Genomic DNA, 20,284 nt, shown 5'->3' with positions numbered 1-20,284 from the left:
TCGATGGTCGAAAAGATCCCGGAACTGACGGTGCTCGATGAGAACCGCAAACAGCTTGGTGCGTTTTTACGTGCGCGGCGGGAAAGCCTCGATCCGCAGCGGCTGGGGTTGCCGCGCAGTACGCGTCGGCGCACGCCGGGGCTGCGGCGTGAAGAGGTGGCGCTGCTGGCGGATGTGGGTGTCACCTGGTATACCTGGCTTGAACAGGGCAGGGACGTCAATCCTTCCGCTACCGTGTTGCAGGCGATTGCCGCTGCTTTGCAGTGTTCGCCAACGGAAACCCGCCATCTGTTTTTGCTGGCCGGGCTAACGCCAACGGAAGCGCTGAATACGCCGCAGTGTGAAGGCATCAGTGAAGGCACCCGGCGTTTGCTGGATAGCCTGCTGCCGCAACCGGCCAGTATTCAGAAAACCAACTTTGACATTGTGGCGTGGAATGCCGGTTTTGAGCGCCTGATGGGGGTTAATTTCAGCGAAATCCCCGACGATGATCGCAACTGTATTTATCTTTATCTCACCCACCCGCAATGGCGTACCCGGCTCGGCTATGATGAGAGCGTGTTACAGACCTTTGTCGCCTATTTCCGCGCGGCCATGGCCGAGCACCGGGGCGATGCGGTGTGGGAAGCGAAGCTGGCGCGGTTTTGTGCGGCTTCTGCGGAATTTGAAGCGTTGTGGCGCAAGCATCTGGACGTGCGCGGTGTGGAAAATAAGGTAAAAATCTTTAACCATCCGCAGTTAGGCGAGTTTTCACTTCAGCAAATGTACTGGTACTCAGCACCGCGTAACGGCTCGCGGCTGCTGGTTTATCTGCCGGTGGATGAGGCCGGTGAAAAGGCGTTGAACTGGCTGGCGGAAAACGCTTAAGGGCGCAGACGTTTTTGATCTTTGCGCGGCAAGCCGTCGACCACGCGGTTCCATGATTCCTGAATCAGGAACGCGAGCAGCGATTCGTCGATGTCGTCGCCAGCGAATACCGAGATCCAGTGTTTTTTGTTCATGTGATACCCCGGCTCAATGCTGGGGTAGATCTGCTGGTTGAGCAGCGATTTTTGCGGCTCGGCTTTCATCGTCACCATCGGCCTGCCGTGCGCGGTGGTGGTCATCATAAAAATCTTCCCGCACACTTTGAACACGTCATGTTCCGGCCCAAACGGCCAGCAATGTTCGGTGAAGGGCAGTTCGAGCGCAATACGGTGCGCGCTCGCTTGCAGGGTTTTACTGTCCATTATTTTCCTCAATGGCCAGCGCACGCCACATGGCTTCGAAGCCAAGGCGCTTAAAATCGGTGATGCGAGAAGCATCCCGGCTGGCGAAAGTGATCGTGGTGTCCGCCATCGACAGGAAAATCGCATCGCCAAAAGGGGAGTATTCATCGGTCAGAAACACCGGCCGTACCGAACGATGGCATAACTCATGCAGCTCCGGAAAAATTTCCGCGACTTGCTGGCGGGTTGCGTCGGTGAGTTTGTCGCTGACAGCAATCTGGCGTACGGCGCAGTGGCCATTCGGGTGGCGGATGCCCCAGTCGATATAGCTGTTCCAGATGCATTGCGTGTGGTGCCTGGAGTCGTTGATCGAGAGATCAATATTCGCCAGCATGGTGCCGCACAGATCGCTTTTCAGATGCAGGTAAAGTGCGTTGAGCAGATCGTCTTTGGTGGCGAAGTAGCGAAACAGCGTCCCTTCCGCAACACCCGCATTGCGGGCGATTAACGCGGTGGAGGCAGCGATCCCCGACTGTGCAATGGCTTCGGTAGCCGCTTCCAGTAACGCCAGTTTTTTATCTTCACTCTTTGGACGAGCCACTACACTTTTCCTCTCAGATTGTAAAAACCACGATTGAAACATGCCCTCTGTAACGCTGCAACGTCGAATGTCATAGAAAAAAAATGATCTTGACGGTTGAGCGTTGCTTTCTATAATGAGTGCTTACTCACTCATAATCAAGTTTAACCAGCGTCGTATCTACGGAATGGATCGATTTTGTCGGGTCAGGATATGAAGCGTCTCATTTTCAGCGTGGTTCTTGTTATGCTCGTTGCCTCTGCCGCAAGTTTACCTTTTGTTCTGAATGCCGGATTTGGCCAACTCCCGCAGGGCGAACAGCTTACTGAAGTCGAAAAATCACCGCATTATCGTGACGGGAAGTTTCAAAACCAGTTGCCGACTCCCGGTTTTACCGGAAAGAAAAATATGCTGGCAGCATGGTGGGATTTTCTGGTCACTAAACGCGAGAACGCGCGTCCACAGCAACCGTTACCGACGGTGAACACCGATCTGGCCAGCCTGCCGCTTGAACAGGATACGCTGGTGTGGATGGGGCATTCGTCCTGGTATTTGCAACTGGCGGGCAAGCGCATTCTGATCGATCCGATCCTGAGTAATTACGCGGCGCCATTTTCATTTCTCAATAAGGCGTTTGCCGGTAACGATCTTTGGACGGCGCAAAATATGCCGGAGATCGATCTGCTGATTATTTCGCACGATCACTATGACCACCTGGATTACGCCACAATCAAGGCGCTGATGCCGAAAATCAAAAAAGTGGTGACGCCACTCGGTGTGGGTTCGCACCTGCGTTACTGGGGAATGGATCCGGCAATCATTCAGGAAGCTGACTGGCAGCAGAAAGTGGTGGTGAGCGACGATTTGGCTGTGCACGTTTTACCTGCGCGCCACTTTTCCGGGCGCGGTCTGAAACGTAATCAGACATTGTGGGCCAGCTTTATGTTCACGACCGCCACGCAAAACGTTTATTACAGTGGCGATAGCGGCTATGGCCCGCATTTCAAAGCGATTGGTGAACAGTTTGGCGTGGTTGACCTGGCGATTATGGAAAATGGTCAGTACGACGAAGACTGGAAGTACATTCATATGATGCCGGAAGAGACTGCGCTGGCAGCTCAGGAACTTAACGCTCGCGCGGTTCTGCCGGGCCATGCGGGGCGTTTTGTGTTGGCAAAACATACCTGGGACGATCCGTACAAACGGCTGGCGGCAGCAAGCCGGGACAAAAGCTATCGCTTACTGACACCGAGGCTGGGCGAACCGGTGCTTGCGGCTGACACTGCGCAAGTTTTCCGCGCCTGGTGGGAATAAACCCGTTTATTAATCGAAGAGCAGAGGGGGATCGCAGTATGACTATTTCCGCTCAGGTTATCGACACCATCGTCGAGTGGATCGACGACAATCTCCATCAACCATTACGTATTGATGATATTGCAGCGCATGCGGGCTATTCCAAATGGCATCTGCAACGGCTTTTCTTGCACTATAAAGGGGAGAGTCTGGGGCGCTATATTCGCACGCGCAAATTATCTCTCGCTGCGCGCGATTTACGTAATACCGATCAGAAGGTTTACGACATTTGCCTGAAGTACGGTTTTGATTCGCAGCAGACGTTTACGCGCATCTTTACCCGCACCTTTAATCAGCCGCCGGGTGCGTACCGGCGGGAGAATCATCAGCATACCCATTGATGGAAAACAGATAAAAAAATCGGCCTGCATAAGGCCGTTTTTTTATTCTGCCAGCGTTTTCTCAATGCCTAAACGGCTTAAAAGCCCGCTAATACCTTCGCGCGCCAGCAGCGTTGAAAGCTGTTTTTGTTCCTCTGCGGTCATATTTTGCAGTACTTTGATTATTTCATGCAGCGCGCTATTTCCGCTGGCGTAAACAGGCGCGGGTTCGGCAATAGAATAGGAAGAATTATGATGGCGCATAGAGGGCGTTTTCATAATGAAACTGCGCACCTCTTTCGTAATGTGAATCAGCCTGGCTCGACCGCCTTTTACACCGGGTAACGGTTCTGTTGTCCAACCTTGCTGGCGGATCCAACGATTTACCGTCTGTCTGGCGACGCCGAGAAACTCCGCTAATTCTTCGGTGGTCATTTTGTTAGGTAATTTCATCATATTATTTTTGATCGCGGAGCCCCAGACGTTGCAACAAGCCGGTAATGCCGTCGCGTAATAAAAGCGAAGAGAGTTGTTTTTGCTCCGCGTCTGTCATCTCTTTTGCCAGCCGGATTAATAATGCCTCGAGTGAGGTATCGCTGGCGGTAAGTGTGGCTTTTGGTTGGTCTTCAGTGCGCTGTGCGCTGCGAATAAATGCGCGGACTTGTTCATTTACATGGACCAGACGGGCTTTACCTCCTTGTACGCCGGGTTTTGGTGATGTAACCCAGCCTTCTTTGCGCACCCATTTATTGATGGTTTGTCGGCTATATCCTGTAAGGCTTGCCAACTCTTCTGGCGTCATTCGTTCCTTGAGCATGTAATTTCCCGAATTGTTGTAAGGGTAATTAATGGTTTATGTTATAGCACCATTTTAGGGGAAAATGTGACATGTTTAACTACTGGCTGCGAGGGCGTTCGCAATGTCTTTCATTTGCATGCTTTTTCAGCGATTGAATAATGCGGCGCGATTTTGCCGTTGACACCTGGCAAGGGAATTCATATTATGCCGCCCGTCAACACGACACGCTTTACGCGATGGGGCTATAGCTCAGCTGGGAGAGCGCTTGCATGGCATGCAAGAGGTCAGCGGTTCGATCCCGCTTAGCTCCACCAAATTCCGCACCCAACGGAATTGGCGCATAAGGCATATTGTGGGGCTATAGCTCAGCTGGGAGAGCGCTTGCATGGCATGCAAGAGGTCAGCGGTTCGATCCCGCTTAGCTCCACCAAAATTCAAACCCTCGCGTTTACGCGGGGGTTTTTCGTTTTATTCCGCGCTGTGTTAATTCTTTCTGCTATACATTAATAAGCAAACATCCGGTGAAGCGTCAGTAATGGCGGTTATTCGAGCCGCTGCTTACTTGATTCGCTTAATAAATAAACCTATTATCTCGGCTCTTCATTTTTTGACCAGCCCAGAGCATTTCATTAATACTGATGAAACATAATCTATACAGTGCGATAAGAAAATTCTTCCTCGCGTTAATTTTATGCCTGGTAGCTACCTCTCTTTCCCGTTTTATTTCTCCTGTTACTCTTGTTGACGCCAGTGAGGTTTATCTTGCCTGGTTGCCGTTAAGTGTAGCGCTGGCAATAATTTTTTTATTCGGACGGCACGGAATACTGCCTGTTATTATTGGTTTTGCTCTGGTAAATGAAGCTTTTTTTCATTTATCTTTTGCCGAGGCAGCAGTGCTTTTGTTTTGTCAGTTGTTTTTTGTGTTTCTGTTCTGCGGTGTGGTTCGCTGGCAACTAGGCTCCCGCTGGCGGTATAGCCTAACAAACAGAGCTAAAGACATGGGCACTCGTATCCTGTGGTTAGGTGTTATTGCCCCCATAGGTATAAAAATTTCGATGTATACTGCTGGCGTTTGGTTTAACTATCCATTTAGTTTGTCTAATTATTTTGGCCCTGCATCAGTTATTTATTCTATCATTGATATTCAAAGCCTGATTTGCTCTGCGATTATTTTTACCACCTGTGCCTATTACTTTTTACGGATGATCCTCAATCCACGCTTTGCCCGTGCATTATGGTTAAGAAGCATTGAACCGTGTTTTTCAAAAAAGAATCGTGTATTTACATTAGGTTGGATTTTTTCGCTGGTCGTTATTGTTACTATTTTATGTATTCCATATAAAAATGATTATATTGCTGGCTATTTAGTGCCCATTGTTTTTATTCTTTTCACCTTTGGCATCAGCAAGTTAAGTACAACGTTGTTGTTATTAAGCTGGGATATTGCGGCGTTTATGCTACTGGCATACAACGATAATTTCCTACATGGCGTGCGTTCCGATTATTCCCTGGCATTTGTCATGTCCGTTTTTATCAGCTTCACCATCTGCATGCTTTATATGATGCGCGTTTTTAACCGTAGCGAGTGGTTGAAAGCGCGCTGGGAGGTGCAGGCGATGAGCGATCCCTTAACGGGTTTGCCCAATTTGCGCGCGCTTGAACAACAGATGGAACAGCAGCCAAACAGTGTGGTGTGCTGTCTGTATATGAAAAATCTGGAGTTCCTCAGCCGCCATTTTGGCCTGATGATGCGTGTTCATGTGAAACGCAGCATCACCCACGAACTTCAGCCTCTGTTACATAACGGTGAACGTTTTTTTCAGCTTCCGGGCAGCGAGTTATTGTTAATACTCAATGGGCCGGAAATATTATCGCGCTTACACCATATTCTGGATTACCTGAACAGTCGCCGTATTTACTGGAACAATACCGCCCTGGATATTGAGTTCGGCGCGTCCTGGGGGGAATTACAGGGCTCGGGCGAAGAACTGCACCACACGTTGGGCCAGTTAAGCTGGCTTTCAGAACAAGCTAGTGCGGATCATCAGGTTCTGGCTCTTACAAACAGCTTGCAAGAGGTTACCGACCAGACTACGGAGCGCGTGTTACAGCTAAACAAGGTGAAGTGTGCGCTGGATGAAAATGGCATTGTTCTCTATGGCCAGCCGATTGTGAATGCCGAAGGGCGCGGCTACCAGGAAGTCCTCACACGGCTGGTTGTTGATGGCGAATTTATTACGCCAGATGTTTTTATTCCCGTTATTGCCCAGTTCAACCTTGGTGCACGGTTTGATATGCAGGTTATAGAGTGCCTGCTCCAGTGGATGCAGGCGCATCCTGAGCCTGGCGATTCGGCACGTTATTCTGTGAATTTAATGCCGCTTACCCTGATGCAAAAAGAGTTTGCTACACAATTTCTGGCTCTTTTCGCGCGTTATGCCGTCTCTCCGCGGCAGGTAATTATTGAGATAACGGAAGAGCAGGCCTTCTCTAATTCAGAAGCGAGTATCCAAAATATGAAGCAGTTGCGAAAAGCAGGATTCAAAATCGCGATTGATGACTTTGGCACTGGCTATGCCAACTTCGAACGTTTAAAAGGGCTGCAGGCGGATATCCTCAAAATCGATGGCTGTTTTATCCGGGATATTTTACAGGACAAGCAGGATGCGATGATCGTCAAAGCGATATGCGAACTGGCGAAGGCCAAATCGCTGACTGTTGTTGCGGAGTATGTGGAGAATGAAGCGCAGCGCGAGTTATTGCTGAATGCTGGCGTCGATTATTTGCAGGGCTATTTGCTGGGTAAACCGCAGCCGCTGGCTAAAGCTGAATAAAAAAACCGGGAAAATCCCCGGTTTTTTTAGCCTATGACAATCAGATAACCAGCGCGGCGATAGCCGCAGACAGCACGCTCACCAGCGTGGAGCCGTACACCAGTTTCAAACCGAAACGGGAAACCACGTTACCTTGTTCTTCATTCAAGCCTTTGATCGCACCGGCGATAATGCCGATAGACGAGAAGTTCGCGAAGGACACGAGGAACACGGACAGGATGCCTTCTGAACGCGGAGAGAGGTTAGCTGCGATTTTCTGCAGATCCATCATCGCCACAAATTCATTCGAAACCAGTTTGGTGGCCATGATACTGGCAACCTGCAGCGCTTCGTGAGCCGGTACGCCCAGCACCCAGGCAATCGGATAGAAAATGTAGCCCAGAATTCCCTGGAAGGAGATGCCCAGCACGGCGGCGAACAGTGCGTTCAGGCCGGAAATCAGGGCGATAAAACCAATCAGCATTGCCGCAACAATAATGGCAACTTTGAAGCCCGCCAGAATGTATTCACCCAGCATTTCAAAGAAGCTCTGGCCTTCGTGCAGCTTCGCCATTTGCAGGTTTTCTTCGCTCTCATCCACGCGGTACGGGTTGAGAATCGACAGCACAATAAAGGTACTGAACATGTTCAGCACCAGCGCCGCAACAACATATTTCGGCTGGAGCATGGTCATGTACGCACCGACGATGGACATCGAAACAGTCGACATGGCGGTCGCTGCCATGGTGTACATGCGGTTGCGGGACATTTTGCCGAGAATGTCTTTGTAAGCAATGAAGTTTTCAGACTGTCCCAGAATCAGGGAGCTAACAGCGTTAAACGACTCCAGTTTGCCCATACCGTTCACTTTGGACAGCACCGTACCGATGGCGCGGATAATGATCGGCAGCACACGAATGTGTTGCAGAATGCCAATCAGAGCAGAAATGAAGACAATCGGGCACAGCACTTTCAGGAAGAAGAACGCCAGACCTTCATCATTCATTTTACCGAAGACGAAGTTAGTACCTTCGTTGGCGAAACCGAGCAGTTTTTCGAACATCTCGGAGAAGCCTTTAACGAAGCCGAGGCCAATATCAGAGTTCAGGAAGAACCAGGCCAGTAAAACTTCAATCACCAGCAGTTGAATAACAAAACGAATGCGGATCTTCTTGCGATCGCTGCTTACGAGCAGGGCAAGCAGCGCCACAACAGCAAGCGCCAGGACAAAGTGCAAAACGCGGGACATATTTGCTCCAAATATGAGACGGGTAGGAATTTCGTGCACATTCTATGTAACAAGACAAAAGAAAACGAGATCAAACACACACTATATTAATGACCTGTGACCAGACTCAAAATTAGTGATCCAACATACATTTCTGTTATGTTAAGTAAAAGCGTGAAAAGTTGCGTCATACTGCTAGACTCTTAACATAACGCTGCGGCAAATGCTGTTGTCGCCGTCACCATCCTTGACATTCAACCCTTCTATTGTTTCTGGCTATCAGAGAAATCAGGTAAACCCATTTAAATGAACTTGATAATCATTCTCATTTTGGTAGCATAAAACATAGCAAAGGCTATATTTAGGGGCAATAAATGAACAGTAGTCGCGTTGAGAATAGTAATGGGCGTGCAGCGCGCAAATTACGGTTTGCCTTAATGGGACCGGCGTTTATTGCTGCTATCGGTTATATCGACCCGGGCAACTTCGCTACCAATATTCAGGCGGGCGCCAGTTTTGGCTACCAACTGCTGTGGGTGGTGGTCTGGGCCAATATTATGGCGATGTTGATCCAGCTGCTTTCCGCCAAGCTGGGGATTGCCACCGGGAAGAACCTCGCAGAGCAGATCCGCGATCACTATCCGCGCCCGCTGGTGTGGTTCTACTGGGTGCAGGCGGAAATTATCGCCATGGCAACCGATCTGGCGGAGTTTATCGGTGCTGCCATCGGGTTTAAGCTCATCCTCGGCGTTTCGTTACTGCAAGGTGCGGTGCTTACTGGCGTGGCGACATTCTTGATTTTGATGTTACAGCGGCGGGGGCAAAAACCGCTGGAGAAAGTGATAGGCGGCCTGCTGCTGTTTGTCGCTGCGGCTTATATTGTTGAGCTGGTTTTTTCTCAGCCGAAACTGGCCCAGCTGGCGCAAGGCATTGTGATCCCGAGTTTGCCGGGTAGTGAAGCAGTGTTCCTTGCAGCTGGCGTACTGGGCGCGACTATTATGCCGCATGTCATTTATCTGCACTCGTCTCTGACGCAGCATCTGCACCAGGGCACTCAGCGCGAGCGTTATTCCGCCACCAAATGGGATGTGGGTATCGCCATGACTATCGCCGGATTTGTAAACCTGGCGATGATGGCGACAGCGGCAGCGGCGTTCCATTTTAACGGTCACACCGGTGTTGCCGATCTCGACCAGGCGTACCTGACGCTTGAGCCGTTATTAAGCCATGCCGCAGCGACCATTTTTGGTCTTAGCCTGGTAGCGGCGGGGCTTTCTTCAACGGTCGTGGGGACTCTGGCCGGGCAGGTGGTGATGCAGGGGTTTGTGCGTTTTCATATACCTCTGTGGGTGCGGCGCACCATCACCATGATGCCGTCGTTTATTGTTATCTGGCTGGGGCTGGATCCGACGAGGATCCTTGTCATGAGCCAGGTGCTGCTGAGTTTCGGCATCGCGCTGGCGCTGGTGCCACTGCTGATTTTCACCAGTAACCACAAATTAATGGGCGAGTTAGTCAATACGCCAATGGTTAAACGGGTTGGCTGGGTGATTGTGGTGCTGGTGGTCAGTTTGAATGGCTGGCTGTTAATCGGCAGTGCGGCAGGTCTGTAAATAGCATGAGAAAAAGGAGCGCTCGCGCTCCTTTTTTTGAATTAGTGGTGATGTCCCCGGCCATGGCCACGATGATCGTCGCGGTCGCGCCAGCCTTCACGGTAACCGCGTTCATACGCGTTCTGTTTGTCCCAGCCGCGATGCCAGCCGCGATCATGTTTATACCAGCGGTTGCCGCGCCACTCATAGTTGCGGCCCCAGTAGTCACGGTCGCGCCAGCGGCCGCCGTCCCAGTAGTTACCGTAATTATCGCGATCGCCAATTTGTAATTTCACAGATGGCAACAGGGTGATTTCGCCAGCATTTGCGACCAGCGGCGCAGAAGCCATTAACACAGCTGCCAGAATCAGTGACCTGAACATACTCTTCTCCTTCACGATCGGGCCGAAACGGCCTGTTACAACAATATTACGGGGCGGCTAAACCCCGTATTATTGGCGGAACTCCTAAATCATCAATGGCAGCATTTTTTGCTAAATTTGCGGTTATTTTGCGCCACTGAGAATGGCGTCGATCTCATCGCTTTCAGTCGTGGTGAAATGGCGGTTTGCCAGCATGCCGACCGCATCGTCAAGCTGGCTGGTTTTACTGGCACCAATCAGCACCGAAGTGACGCGATCGTTACGCAGCACCCAGGCCAGCGCCATCTGCGATAACTTCTGTCCGCGCCGTTCCGCCACTGCATTCAGCGCACGAACGGTCGCGAGCTTTTCATCGGTAATCTGCTCCGGGTTGAGAAAACGGCTGCCGCTGGCGGCGCGGGAATCGGGGGGAATGCCGTGCAGATAACGGTCGGTCAGTTGCCCGCCAGCCAGCGGTGAGAACGCAATACTGCCGACGCCTTTTTCCTGCAACACATCGAGCAATTCGGCTTCGACCCAGCGTTCAAACAGTGAGTATTTCGGCTGATGGATAAGACACGGTGTTCCAAGATCATTAAGGATATCGATAGCTTCGCGCGCCTGCGCTGCCGGGTAGTTGGAAAGCCCGACGTACAGGGCTTTGCCCTGGCGCACAATATGGTCCAGTGCGCGCATGGTTTCTTGCAGCGGCGTCTCGGGATCCGGGCGATGGTGGTAGAAGATATCAACATACTCCAGCCCCATGCGGCGCAGGCTCTGGTCAAGACTGGCAATCAGATATTTACGTGACCCCCAGTCGCCGTAAGGCCCGTCCCACATGGTATAACCGGCTTTACTTGAGATAATCAGTTCATCACGATAGGGCAGGAAATCCTCCTGCAAAATCCGGCCGAAATTGCGCTCTGCGGAGCCCGGCGGCGGCCCGTAGTTATTGGCCAGATCAAAATGGGTAATACCCAGATCAAAGGCATGCCGCAACAACTGGCGGCTATTTTCCAGCAAAGTGGTATCACCGAAGTTGTGCCACAACCCAAGCGAAATTGCCGGCAGCTTTAACCCGCTCTCGCCGCAGCGATGGTAGTGCATCTTCTCATAGCGTGCGGGATCAGCCAGATAAACCATGCAGTTACTCCTTTTTATCAGCGTAGCGTTAGTGTATGCGTTTACATTCACTGAGCTTACACCGCCAGGTACCGTAAAGCTTGCTTTCCACTTTCTCTCTGACGCGTATCCTGGACTCTCATCACAGTTCTCCAATACTCAGGTAAGTGTCAGTATTTGGAGACGTAGCGCAATGCAAAACGATTATTCAGTTGCCGACTACCTACTGGACAGGCTTGCTGGCTGCGGTATTCATCATCTTTTCGGCGTACCGGGCGACTACAATCTGCAGTTTCTTGATCACGTTATCCAGCATCCGGCGGTGCATTGGGTGGGCTGTGCTAATGAACTGAATGCCGCTTATGCTGCTGATGGTTACGGGCGTTGTCAGGGAGCGGGCGCGCTGCTAACCACCTTTGGCGTGGGGGAGTTAAGTGCGATTAATGGTGTCGCGGGCAGCTTTGCGGAATATGTGCGGGTGTTGCAGATCGTGGGGGCACCCTGTCGCAGCGTACAGCAACGTGGTGAACTTTTGCACCACACGCTGGGTGACGGTGATTTCAGCCATTTCTGGCGCATGTATGAACCTATCAGCGCTGCGCAGGCGGTGTTAACGGCAGAAAACGCCTGCTATGAAATTGACCGTGTGATCCGCACGATGCTCAGTGAATCTCGCCCCGGTTACCTGATGTTGCCCGCCGATGTGGCAAAAATGGCGGCAACGCCGCCTGTAAACGTTATCACTCCCGCACCGCTTCAGCCTAATGAAGGGCGTCTGGACAGCTTTCGTCGACGTGTACAGGCGATGCTCAGCGAAAGCCGGCGAGTTGCGCTGCTGGCGGACTTTCTCGCTCACCGCTTTGGTGTACAGAAAATGTTGCAGTGCTGGATGAAGGATGCACCCATCCCGCACGCCACGTTGTTAATGGGCAAAGGCTTGTTTGATGAAACGCAGCCTGGGTTTGTCGGCACGTACAGCGGTGCCGCCAGCCCGCCGCAGGTGCGGGAGGCGATCGAGCGTGCCGATGCGGTAATGTGTGTCGGCGTGCGTTTTACGGACACCATCACCGCCGGGTTTACCCAGCAGTTACCTGTGGAGCGCACGATTGATATCCAGCCCTTTGCGGCGCGGGTAGAAGAAGAGTGGTTCAGCGGGATTACGATGCAGGAGGCGGTAAATATCCTGATTTCGGTTTGTCGCAATAACCCACGCTGCGTGCTTGACCCTGTTCCCGCGCCCTCCGCCAATTCGCCGCATCACTCCGGCATTTTAAATCAGCATACATTCTGGCAAACACTGCAGGCTTTTATTCGCCCCGGTGATATTTTACTGGCCGATCAGGGAACCGCAGCTTTTGGCGCGGCGTCTCTGCGTCTGCCAGCCGGGGTTGAAATGCTGACGCAGCCGCTGTGGGGATCGATAGGTTATTGTCTGCCCGCCGCGTTCGGCGCACAAACCGCCTGCCCGCAGCGGCGGGTCATTTTGCTTAGCGGCGACGGTGCGGCGCAGCTCACCATACAGGAGCTGGGGTCCATGCTGCGTGACGGGCAACGGCCGATCATTTTATTGCTCAATAATGATGGTTACACGGTGGAGCGGGCGATCCACGGTGCGCATCAGCGTTATAACGATATTGCACGCTGGAACTGGACACATATCCCGCATGCGCTCAGCCATGACTGCCAGGCCGAATGCTGGCGTGTTAGCGAAACGGTGCAACTGGCGGAAGCACTGGAAGCCGCTTCACATCACCACCGGCTTGCGCTGATTGAAGTGATGTTGCCGCAAGCCGATTTGCCGGATCTGCTGCGTGATGTCACCCATGCGCTGGAAACGCGTAACAGTGAGTAGTTACTTACTGCGCCGTGGGACAATCATCATCGGTTTTCCGGCCAGCACTAACCAGGCGGGCAGGATCACGATACACAGCAACGGTAGCAAGGTGGTATCCGGCACGACAACGGCCGCCAGGAACAGGCTCAGCCAGCCGTCGCGTGTTACAACCAATACCAGCCCTAATACGGCACAGGAAACGGTGACCGCAGCCGGAACGGCGTCGACATGTTCATGCAGCATTAAGCCTAATGCCACGCCGACAAACACCGCCGGAAAAATACGCCCACCGCGAAAACCGCAGGCGGCAGCGATCACCAGCGCGGCGAGCTTCACCAGGGCAAACAACAGGTAATCGGTAACGGTATAGGTATGGGCAAATGCAAGCTGCTGCATCTCATCCAGCCCCTTAAATAAGGTAACGTGGCCGCCAGCCATGCCCAGAAGGCCAAGCAGGAAGCCGCCAATCCCCAACGTCATCACCGGGTTGTTCAGGCGATGCATTAAGTGATGCAGACGCGGTAAACACCAGACTGCCACCATTCCCAGCGCAATGGCGAACAGCGTCACGACCGCACCGCTAAAAATATCAACTATATGCATCTGCGGATAATGGGGAATGGGCAGCGTGAAATGCGGTGGCGAAAAGAGGCTGGTGGTTAGCGCGCCTGCTGCGGCAGCCATCAACGGGGCGAACAGGCGATCCCACAGTGGCACGTCTTCACTGGTTTTCAGGGTTTGCGAGAAGATAAGCGCCGCCGCCACAGGCGTGCCAAACAGTGCGCCGAGCGTGCCGGCGGAGGCAAGGATTGTCCAGTCCAGCGGCGCAACGCGCGGGAAAATGCGCGCGCCAAGTGCAACGGCAAGGGCGATATTCAGCACCATCACCGGTTGTTCCGGGCCAAGACTTACGCCGCCCGCCAGACCGAGGATCATTGCCAGCGTCAGCCCCGGCAGCGCGGTGACCGCAACCGGCGAACCAATCAGCGGCACCGTCGCCGGATCCGGCCCGCCATGACCGGTGCTGAAACGGATAACCAGGCCTACAGCAACGCCGGTGAGTGTCAAAACAATCAGTATCCACCAGGGGGAATCAGGTGAGATGCCGAGCCGCCACGGTATGCCGCTCCACAACACGGTTTGCAGCAGGGCGGCGATTTTCATCACCAGCGCTAATATCAGACCCGACGCGACACCAATAGTGAGCGCAGGCAGCGCCAGTAACAGCAGCGTTCTCGCACGCGGATGGAGCATCTTTTTATCCTTGTAACGAAGCCTGGCAACGGAGGATGCAACCGGGCTGAAACCTTTAAGGTAATCTGTGACGAAGATCGATAATCCTGGGGCACTCATGATATGGTCGTTGTCGTTACAGCGCCTTGAATTTACAGTGTGCCAAAGATTTATTCTGACTTTAGCGGAGCCGTAAAAGAATGACAAAGTATGCTTTAGTGGGAGACGTGGGTGGCACGAACGCGCGCTTAGCGTTGTGTGATGTCGATAGCGGTGACATCTCCCGGGCCAAAACCTACTCCGGCCTCGATTATCCAAGCCTGGAAGACGTGGTGCGTGTTTATCTGAAAGAGCACGACGTCACGGTGGAAGACGGTTGTATTGCCATCGCCTGCCCGATCACTGGTGACTGGGTGGCAATGACCAACCACACCTGGGCGTTTTCGATTGCCGAAATGAAGAAAAACCTCGGTTTCGCTCATCTGGAAATCATTAACGATTTCACCGCCGTATCAATGGCGATCCCGATGCTCAAAGCGGAACACTTGATTCAGTTTGGTGGTTCCGCGCCGGTTGAAGGAAAACCGATAGCTGTTTACGGCGCAGGCACCGGGCTTGGCGTTTCGCATCTGGTGCATGTGGATAAACGCTGGGTGAGTCTGCCGGGCGAAGGCGGCCATGTCGATTTCGCGCCAAACAGCGAAGAAGAGGGGATTATCCTCGAAGAGTTACGTGCGGAAATCGGCCACGTTTCCGCTGAACGTGTGCTCTCCGGTCCCGGTCTCGTTAACCTCTACCGCGCGATCGTCAAATCAGACGGTCGCTTGCCGGAAAATCTGCAACCGAAAGATGTGACTGAACGCGCGCTGGAAGACAGCTGCATTGACTGCCGTCGCGCGTTGTCACTGTTTTGCGTCATTATGGGGCGTTTTGGCGGCAACCTGGCGCTCAATCTCGGCACTTTCGGCGGAGTTTACATTGCCGGTGGCATTGTGCCGCGCTTCCTCGATTTCTTTACCGCTTCCGGTTTTCGCGGTGGTTTCGAGGACAAAGGGCGCTTTAAATCCTACGTCCAGGATATCCCGGTATTTCTGATCGTGCATGATAACCCGGGGCTGTTGGGCTCTGGCGCTCATCTGCGCCAGACGCTGGGTTACGTGCTTTAAAGATTCATTAACTGACGAAACTCTTTAACTTTGCTGCGGCTGACGGGCACCTGAAACTCCAGGTCCCGCAGCCGCAAAATATAGGTGTTGTTAAACCAGGGTTCGATCTCACGGATTTTATCCAGGTTCACGCAGTAAGAGCGGTGGCAGCGAAAGAAGTGCGCCGCCGGCAGTTTGCTGCAAAACTCAGTGATGTTCATCGGCATCACGTAAGATTCCCGCTTCGTATAGACGAACGTCATCTTCTCATGCGCTTCCGCATAATAGATATCATGAATACTGGTGACGATAATGCGCTCGTCTTTCACCAGATTAATGGTTGCGTTTTCCCGTGGCTGCGGGCTGGCAACCGGGCCAGATTGTTGCTGCCAGGCTGTTTCCAGTTTTTGCAGCATGCTGATGATGCGCGACTCCTGGTACGGTTTCAGAATGTAGTCGAACGCTTCCAGTTCAAAAGCCTCCACCGCATGCTCTTTCCAGGCAGTGATAAAGACGATAAACGGCTTATGGGCAAACTGACTGATATTCTGTGCCAGCAATACGCCATCCAGAGAGGGGATATTAATATCGAGAAAAATGGCGTCGACTTTGTTGTGCTGTAAATATTTCAGCACGTCGAGACCATCGTCGAAAGTGCCGACAATTTCCATCTGGCTATGCGCTTTTATAAGCCAGCTCAGCTCCTGTTGCGCCAGGATCTCATCTTCAACAATGATGACTTTCATACAGCTCTCCTGTTAAGGCAACAATGCAGCGGGAGACGGTTGGCGCTGCACAAAAAACGCGATCTCCGTGCCCGGCGTTAAACGGCGGATATGCAGCCCTTCGCCGTACAGCAGCTTCACGCGCTGATGCACGTTCAGCAGGCCAATTTTGTTGCCGGGCATCTCATCGGCTTCAACGCGGGCAATCATCTGCGGATCGATACCGTTGCCCGTATCGCGCACCGCGATACGCACGCGGTTGCCACACTCTTCCACACTGATGGTGACCACGCCTTTGCCTTTACACGGTTGAATGCCATGCACAATCGCGTTTTCAACCAATGGCTGGATTAGCAGGCTCGGGATCACACAACTGACCTCTTCATCGATGTCATAAATCACCGTCAACTTGTCGCCAAAACGGGCCTGCTCAATGGCGATATAGTCTTTGATTTGATAGAGCTCTTTTTTGATATCAATGAGCTCATCATCTTTTAATTCAATGTTATAGCGCAGGTAACGCGACAAATTGAAAATGAGCTGCCGGGCGGTGTCCGGATTCAGGCGAATCGACGACGAGATAGCATTCAGGGCGTTAAACAGGAAATGCGGGTTGATCTTACTTTGCAAAGCGCGCAGTTCCGCTTTGTTCGCCATCTCCCGCAGCTGTTCGGCGCGGGAAACTTCCAGTTGTGTTGAGATAATCTGTGATAAGCCAACGGCCATATCCTGTAATGAGGAGGTGATCTGGTGCGCATGGCAGTAATAGATCTTCAGCGTGCCGGTCACGATGCCCTGTTCACGCAGCGGGATCACCAGCATCGAGTGGATCTCCGGCGTGCGGTGGGCTTCATCGTTGTTTTTAATGATAATTTCGCCGGTGTTCATCGCCTGGCGAGTGGTTGGACTGATAATATCGTCGCTGTCGCGGTAATTATTTTCCCCCACGCCAACGTAAGCCAGCACGTGATCGGTATTGGTGATAGCCACGGCATCGGCTTTGATATCCCGGCGAATAATGTCACACACTTTGCGCAGGGACTCGCTATTCACATTGCGGAACAGCGGCAGTGTTTTATTGGCAATATCCAGCGCCAGCTTCGCCTGACGACCGGCAATCGCCTCTTTTTCCCCTTCCACGCTTTGCACCAGCAGCACAATAAAGCCGATGCAGACGCTGCCGAGGATCATCGGCACCCCAATTTTGGACACAATATCGAGGCCTAGCGCGGTAGTCGGTGCCCACAGCACCACCAGCGTCATGGTCAGGCTTTCGCAAATCATGCCGCCGATGATGCCCACGCGCCAGTGCTGCGCTTTGGGCACTTTGCGGTTAATCATCCCGGACATCACGCCGGCAATAATGCTGGTGATAAAGCAGGGGATCGCCGTCACGCCGCCAATATCAATCAGATAGCGGTGCACCCCGGCAATCACGCCGGTGATAATGCCGACCCACGGGCCGAACAAAATCCCGCCGGACATCACCGCGATAATACGCACGTTAACCAGCGAACCTTCCACCGGCACGCCGGACCAGGTACTGAACAGAGCAAACATCGAGAAGATGGCCGTCACGCCCAGCAGCTCTTTTGGCGAGTGCGCCGTTTTATGCAGCAGTTCGCGGAACAAGCGGATGCGGATCAAGAAAAACAGGCAGATCAGCATGAGCGCCGCTCGGTCAAAGACGGCCAGCAGCATGTCGAATATTTCGTGCACGGGGGACTCATATGAATAGCGTCAAAAAGCTATGATAAAAAACCGCAGCCCAGATGACCAGCCGCAGTATTCATTCGCTGAATGAGGAAAGACCACTTTTCCAAAAGGGGATTGAAAAGATCCGAAAGAAATGATGCGTCGGTGCGCTAACTGGTGAATTTTTAAGGTAATTTTATCTTTATTTTATTGTTAAAATATATGATGGATTTTTCTATAAGAGGATAATCTGGCTTTCCCTTTCCTAAATTAAACTTCCCCTTTTATGGCGTTGCGTTATTTTTGCGCTTACCTCTCGACAGCGAGATTTTTTTCGGGCTATGTTCTGAGTACGCCGCAAATGCGGCGACGTCGCTCGGACGGTCCGGGCGCTAACGTTACTCCGAGGAATCTATGGCTGACTTCAGTCCTGAACGCCGTTTTACGCGCATCGATCGTCTCCCCCCGTATGTTTTTAATATCACCGCTGAACTGAAAATGGCTGCGCGACGCCGCGGCGAAGACATTATTGATTTCAGTATGGGCAACCCGGATGGCGCGACGCCGCCGCATATCGTTGAGAAACTCTGTACCGTCGCACAACGCCCGGATACGCACGGTTACTCCACGTCACGCGGCATTCCACGTTTGCGCCGGGCGATTTCCCGCTGGTATCAGGATCGTTATCGAGTGGATATCGATCCGGAAACCGAAGCGATTGTTACCATCGGCTCGAAAGAGGGGCTGGCGCATCTGATGCTGGCGACGCTGGATCACGGTGATACCGTGCTGGTGCCGAACCCGAGTTATCCGATTCATATTTACGGTGCGGTGATTGCGGGAGCGCAGGTACGTTCTGTGCCGCTGGTGGAAGGTGTCGACTTCTTCAATGAGCTGGAGCGCGCGATCCGCGAAAGTTACCCGAAGCCGAAAATGATGATTTTAGGCTTTCCGTCTAACCCGACGGCGCAGTGCGTTGAACTGGAGTTCTTTGAAAAAGTGGTCGCGCTGGCAAAACGCTACGATGTGCTGGTGGTTCACGATCTGGCCTACGCCGACATTGTGTACGATGGCTGGAAAGCGCCGTCAATCATGCAAGTGCCGGGCGCACGCGATGTCGCCGTTGAGTTCTTCACCCTGTCGAAAAGTTACAATATGGCGGGCTGGCGTATCGGCTTTATGGTTGGTAATCCGGTGCTGGTCAACGCACTGGCGCGGATCAAAAGTTATCATGATTACGGCACCTTTACGCCGCTCCAGGTGGCTGCGATTGCTGCGCTGGAAGGGGATCAGCAGTGTGTGCGCGATATTGCCGCTCAGTATAAACGTCGCCGCGATGTACTGGTGAAAGGGTTGCATGAAGCGGGCTGGATGGTAGAAATGCCGAAAGCATCAATGTACGTGTGGGCGAAAATTCCGGAACCGTATGCGGCGATGGGCTCGCTGGAGTTTGCCAAAAAGCTGCTGCAGGAAGCGAAAGTGTGTGTCTCTCCGGGTATCGGCTTTGGTGACTATGGCGATACGCATGTGCGTTTCGCGCTGATTGAGAACCGCGATCGTATCCGCCAGGCGGTACGCGGTATTAAGGCCATGTTCCGCGCCGACGGGCTGCTTCCGGCAGCGCAAAAAAGTGCGGCGGAAGATCTGGAACCGTAACTGTTCCTTGCCCGGCTGGCAAAACAAAAAAGGAGCCTTTTGGCTCCTTTTTTGTACAGCACGATATGCTCAGGTTAGATCATCAGGGCGAATGTGCCGGCCCACACAATAACCATCACCGAAATGCCCATAAAGAAATATTTCACGTTCATCGCTCCGCACACCTAAGTATGCATTCATGACCATTCAGGACTGAGTATAGAGAGGTGAAACTACGCCACATCGAAAATGAGAATTATCTCTATTTCGGCCACAGCTCCATCTCAGAATTTCGGGTGAATTCCTCACCAAACGGGGCTAATGTACGCTTAATTTTTAGGCCTTACAAGAGCCTTTTTTCTATTTAATTTTAGTAACTTACAATGTGTCGGGCTTTGGCGACACAATACTTTCACTGCTAAATAAATTGCTATTGAGCGACGATAAAAATGGCCTGCTGAAACGGTTCATTTCCGCTTGAATAATAAGGCTAATTTTTTGAAGCAGGTCACAACTTGTGCAATTAGACCGAAGACAAGCGTCGGCGTGTTTCTGCGATGACATGCATAAAAAAGTAAGTGAGAGGGGAAAAATAACCCTGCGGCGAAAAAAACGTTGAGGGAAGAGGGCGCTGGGGAAA

19 protein-coding genes and 2 tRNA genes are annotated in these 20,284 nt (G+C 52.3%); 10 read left to right on the top strand and 11 right to left on the bottom strand.

All coding sequences use genetic code 11. The annotated features are described in order from the left end of the window. Positions 1 to 3: 3 nt before the first annotated feature. On the top strand, positions 4 to 867 hold the full coding sequence (locus tag H650_RS06955) for a helix-turn-helix transcriptional regulator (protein ID WP_502690910.1): 864 nt from the start codon (positions 4 to 6) through the stop codon (positions 865 to 867). Here H650_RS06955 and H650_RS06950 read toward each other — a convergent pair. Then, positions 864 to 1,229, bottom strand: coding sequence for an MmcQ/YjbR family DNA-binding protein (locus H650_RS06950; RefSeq protein WP_020454610.1), 366 nt, complete (start codon positions 1,227 to 1,229; stop codon positions 864 to 866). The two genes, H650_RS06955 and H650_RS06950, sit on opposite strands and share 4 nt — an antisense overlap. Further along, entirely contained in the window at positions 1,219 to 1,809 is a 591-nt protein-coding gene (locus tag H650_RS06945) for a TetR/AcrR family transcriptional regulator (RefSeq protein WP_020454609.1), read from the bottom strand. Before H650_RS06945 ends, H650_RS06950 begins: the two co-directional genes overlap by 11 nt. A 177-nt stretch (positions 1,810 to 1,986) precedes the next feature. On the opposite strand from H650_RS06945, the gene H650_RS06940 reads away from it, so the two are divergent. Further along, the gene (locus H650_RS06940; RefSeq protein WP_170956388.1) at positions 1,987 to 3,102 is read left to right on the top strand and encodes an MBL fold metallo-hydrolase; all 1,116 of its coding nucleotides are present in this window, start codon (positions 1,987 to 1,989) and stop codon (positions 3,100 to 3,102) included. A gap of 38 nt (positions 3,103 to 3,140) precedes the next feature. After that, complete coding sequence (locus tag H650_RS06935; RefSeq protein WP_020454607.1) at positions 3,141 to 3,482, top strand: RamA family antibiotic efflux transcriptional regulator; 342 nt, start codon at positions 3,141 to 3,143, stop codon at positions 3,480 to 3,482. Between the two features lie 42 nt (positions 3,483 to 3,524). On the opposite strand, the gene H650_RS06930 is transcribed toward H650_RS06935, so the two are convergent. Together H650_RS06930 and H650_RS06925 are read right to left on the bottom strand one after the other, a co-directional pair. After that, positions 3,525 to 3,917 (bottom strand): YfeC-like transcriptional regulator, encoded by a 393-nt coding sequence (locus tag H650_RS06930; RefSeq protein ID WP_020454606.1) that lies wholly within the window; start codon positions 3,915 to 3,917, stop codon positions 3,525 to 3,527. Between the two features lies 1 nt (position 3,918). Beyond that, complete coding sequence (locus H650_RS06925; RefSeq protein WP_044489437.1) at positions 3,919 to 4,278, bottom strand: YfeC-like transcriptional regulator; 360 nt, start codon at positions 4,276 to 4,278, stop codon at positions 3,919 to 3,921. 220 nt (positions 4,279 to 4,498) lie between these two features. Between H650_RS06925 and H650_RS06920 the strand changes: the two genes are divergently transcribed. From H650_RS06920 to H650_RS06910, 3 genes are all read left to right on the top strand, one after another. Continuing rightward, a tRNA-Ala gene (locus H650_RS06920) sits at positions 4,499 to 4,574 on the top strand. Positions 4,575 to 4,614: 40 nt separating this feature from the next. Further along, a tRNA-Ala gene (locus H650_RS06915) sits at positions 4,615 to 4,690 on the top strand. Positions 4,691 to 4,898: 208 nt separating this feature from the next. Continuing rightward, the gene (locus tag H650_RS06910) at positions 4,899 to 7,094 is read left to right on the top strand and encodes a sensor domain-containing phosphodiesterase (protein ID WP_044489436.1); all 2,196 of its coding nucleotides are present in this window, start codon (positions 4,899 to 4,901) and stop codon (positions 7,092 to 7,094) included. A gap of 40 nt (positions 7,095 to 7,134) precedes the next feature. On the opposite strand, the gene H650_RS06905 is transcribed toward H650_RS06910, so the two are convergent. Beyond that, entirely contained in the window at positions 7,135 to 8,322 is a 1,188-nt protein-coding gene (locus tag H650_RS06905; protein WP_020454603.1) for a NupC/NupG family nucleoside CNT transporter, read from the bottom strand. Positions 8,323 to 8,675: 353 nt separating this feature from the next. Here H650_RS06905 and H650_RS06900 point away from each other — a divergent pair, with 353 nt between their 5' ends. Beyond that, on the top strand, positions 8,676 to 9,914 hold the full coding sequence (locus H650_RS06900; RefSeq protein WP_044489435.1) for an Nramp family divalent metal transporter: 1,239 nt from the start codon (positions 8,676 to 8,678) through the stop codon (positions 9,912 to 9,914). 41 nt (positions 9,915 to 9,955) lie between these two features. Here the strand turns inward: H650_RS06900 and ypeC are convergent, their stop codons facing one another. Further along, a complete protein-coding gene (gene ypeC / locus H650_RS06895; RefSeq protein ID WP_017458671.1) occupies positions 9,956 to 10,276 on the bottom strand; it encodes a DUF2502 domain-containing protein YpeC in 321 nt (106 codons plus the stop codon). Between the two features lie 123 nt (positions 10,277 to 10,399). Then, on the bottom strand, positions 10,400 to 11,398 hold the full coding sequence (gene mgrA / locus H650_RS06890; protein WP_020454601.1) for an L-glyceraldehyde 3-phosphate reductase: 999 nt from the start codon (positions 11,396 to 11,398) through the stop codon (positions 10,400 to 10,402). A 172-nt stretch (positions 11,399 to 11,570) separates the two neighbouring features. Here mgrA and H650_RS06885 point away from each other — a divergent pair, with 172 nt between their 5' ends. After that, positions 11,571 to 13,229: an alpha-keto acid decarboxylase family protein gene (locus tag H650_RS06885; RefSeq protein ID WP_020454600.1), complete on the top strand. Its 1,659-nt coding sequence runs from the start codon at positions 11,571 to 11,573 to the stop codon at positions 13,227 to 13,229. On the opposite strand, the gene H650_RS06880 is transcribed toward H650_RS06885, so the two are convergent. Beyond that, a complete protein-coding gene (locus H650_RS06880; RefSeq protein WP_020454599.1) occupies positions 13,230 to 14,465 on the bottom strand; it encodes an ion channel protein in 1,236 nt (411 codons plus the stop codon). A 179-nt stretch (positions 14,466 to 14,644) separates the two neighbouring features. On the opposite strand from H650_RS06880, the gene glk reads away from it, so the two are divergent. Beyond that, positions 14,645 to 15,610 (top strand): glucokinase, encoded by a 966-nt coding sequence (glk, locus tag H650_RS06875; protein ID WP_020454598.1) that lies wholly within the window; start codon positions 14,645 to 14,647, stop codon positions 15,608 to 15,610. Here the strand turns inward: glk and H650_RS06870 are convergent. Both H650_RS06870 and H650_RS06865 read right to left on the bottom strand, forming a co-directional pair. Further along, a complete protein-coding gene (locus H650_RS06870) occupies positions 15,607 to 16,335 on the bottom strand; it encodes a LytR/AlgR family response regulator transcription factor (RefSeq protein WP_020454597.1) in 729 nt (242 codons plus the stop codon). The genes glk and H650_RS06870 overlap by 4 nt on opposite strands. A 12-nt stretch (positions 16,336 to 16,347) precedes the next feature. Next, a complete protein-coding gene (locus H650_RS06865; RefSeq protein WP_071925212.1) occupies positions 16,348 to 18,033 on the bottom strand; it encodes a sensor histidine kinase in 1,686 nt (561 codons plus the stop codon). 390 nt (positions 18,034 to 18,423) lie between these two features. Here H650_RS06865 and alaC point away from each other — a divergent pair, with 390 nt between their 5' ends. After that, a complete protein-coding gene (gene alaC / locus H650_RS06860; protein WP_020454595.1) occupies positions 18,424 to 19,665 on the top strand; it encodes an alanine transaminase in 1,242 nt (413 codons plus the stop codon). Between the two features lie 74 nt (positions 19,666 to 19,739). Here the strand turns inward: alaC and ypdK are convergent, their stop codons facing one another. Then, the gene (ypdK, locus tag H650_RS25185; RefSeq protein ID WP_099458783.1) at positions 19,740 to 19,811 is read right to left on the bottom strand and encodes a membrane protein YpdK; all 72 of its coding nucleotides are present in this window, start codon (positions 19,809 to 19,811) and stop codon (positions 19,740 to 19,742) included. Positions 19,812 to 20,284: the final 473 nt, after the last annotated feature.

Source organism: Enterobacter sp. R4-368, from assembly GCF_000410515.1.
Taxonomy (GTDB): Bacteria; Pseudomonadota; Gammaproteobacteria; order Enterobacterales; family Enterobacteriaceae; genus Kosakonia.
The sequence above is the reverse complement of the archived record's forward strand: the minus strand, read 5'-3'. Positions and strand labels throughout refer to the sequence as shown.

Bases quoted from the DNA above. Each gene is read 5' to 3' on its own strand.
- H650_RS06955 (WP_502690910.1), top strand. From the start codon at position 4: ATGGTCGAAAAGATCCCGGAACTGACGGTGCTCGATGAGAACCGCAAA.
- H650_RS06950 (WP_020454610.1), bottom strand. From the start codon at position 1,229: ATGGACAGTAAAACCCTGCAAGCGAGCGCGCACCGTATTGCGCTCGAA.
- H650_RS06935 (WP_020454607.1), top strand. From the start codon at position 3,141: ATGACTATTTCCGCTCAGGTTATCGACACCATCGTCGAGTGGATCGAC.
- H650_RS06930 (WP_020454606.1), bottom strand. From the start codon at position 3,917: ATGATGAAATTACCTAACAAAATGACCACCGAAGAATTAGCGGAGTTT.
- H650_RS06925 (WP_044489437.1), bottom strand. From the start codon at position 4,278: ATGCTCAAGGAACGAATGACGCCAGAAGAGTTGGCAAGCCTTACAGGA.
- H650_RS06910 (WP_044489436.1), top strand. From the start codon at position 4,899: ATGAAACATAATCTATACAGTGCGATAAGAAAATTCTTCCTCGCGTTA.
- H650_RS06905 (WP_020454603.1), bottom strand. From the start codon at position 8,322: ATGTCCCGCGTTTTGCACTTTGTCCTGGCGCTTGCTGTTGTGGCGCTG.
- H650_RS06900 (WP_044489435.1), top strand. From the start codon at position 8,676: ATGAACAGTAGTCGCGTTGAGAATAGTAATGGGCGTGCAGCGCGCAAA.
- ypeC (WP_017458671.1), bottom strand. From the start codon at position 10,276: ATGTTCAGGTCACTGATTCTGGCAGCTGTGTTAATGGCTTCTGCGCCG.
- mgrA (WP_020454601.1), bottom strand. From the start codon at position 11,398: ATGGTTTATCTGGCTGATCCCGCACGCTATGAGAAGATGCACTACCAT.
- H650_RS06885 (WP_020454600.1), top strand. From the start codon at position 11,571: ATGCAAAACGATTATTCAGTTGCCGACTACCTACTGGACAGGCTTGCT.
- H650_RS06880 (WP_020454599.1), bottom strand. From the start codon at position 14,465: ATGCTCCATCCGCGTGCGAGAACGCTGCTGTTACTGGCGCTGCCTGCG.
- glk (WP_020454598.1), top strand. From the start codon at position 14,645: ATGACAAAGTATGCTTTAGTGGGAGACGTGGGTGGCACGAACGCGCGC.
- H650_RS06870 (WP_020454597.1), bottom strand. From the start codon at position 16,335: ATGAAAGTCATCATTGTTGAAGATGAGATCCTGGCGCAACAGGAGCTG.
- alaC (WP_020454595.1), top strand. From the start codon at position 18,424: ATGGCTGACTTCAGTCCTGAACGCCGTTTTACGCGCATCGATCGTCTC.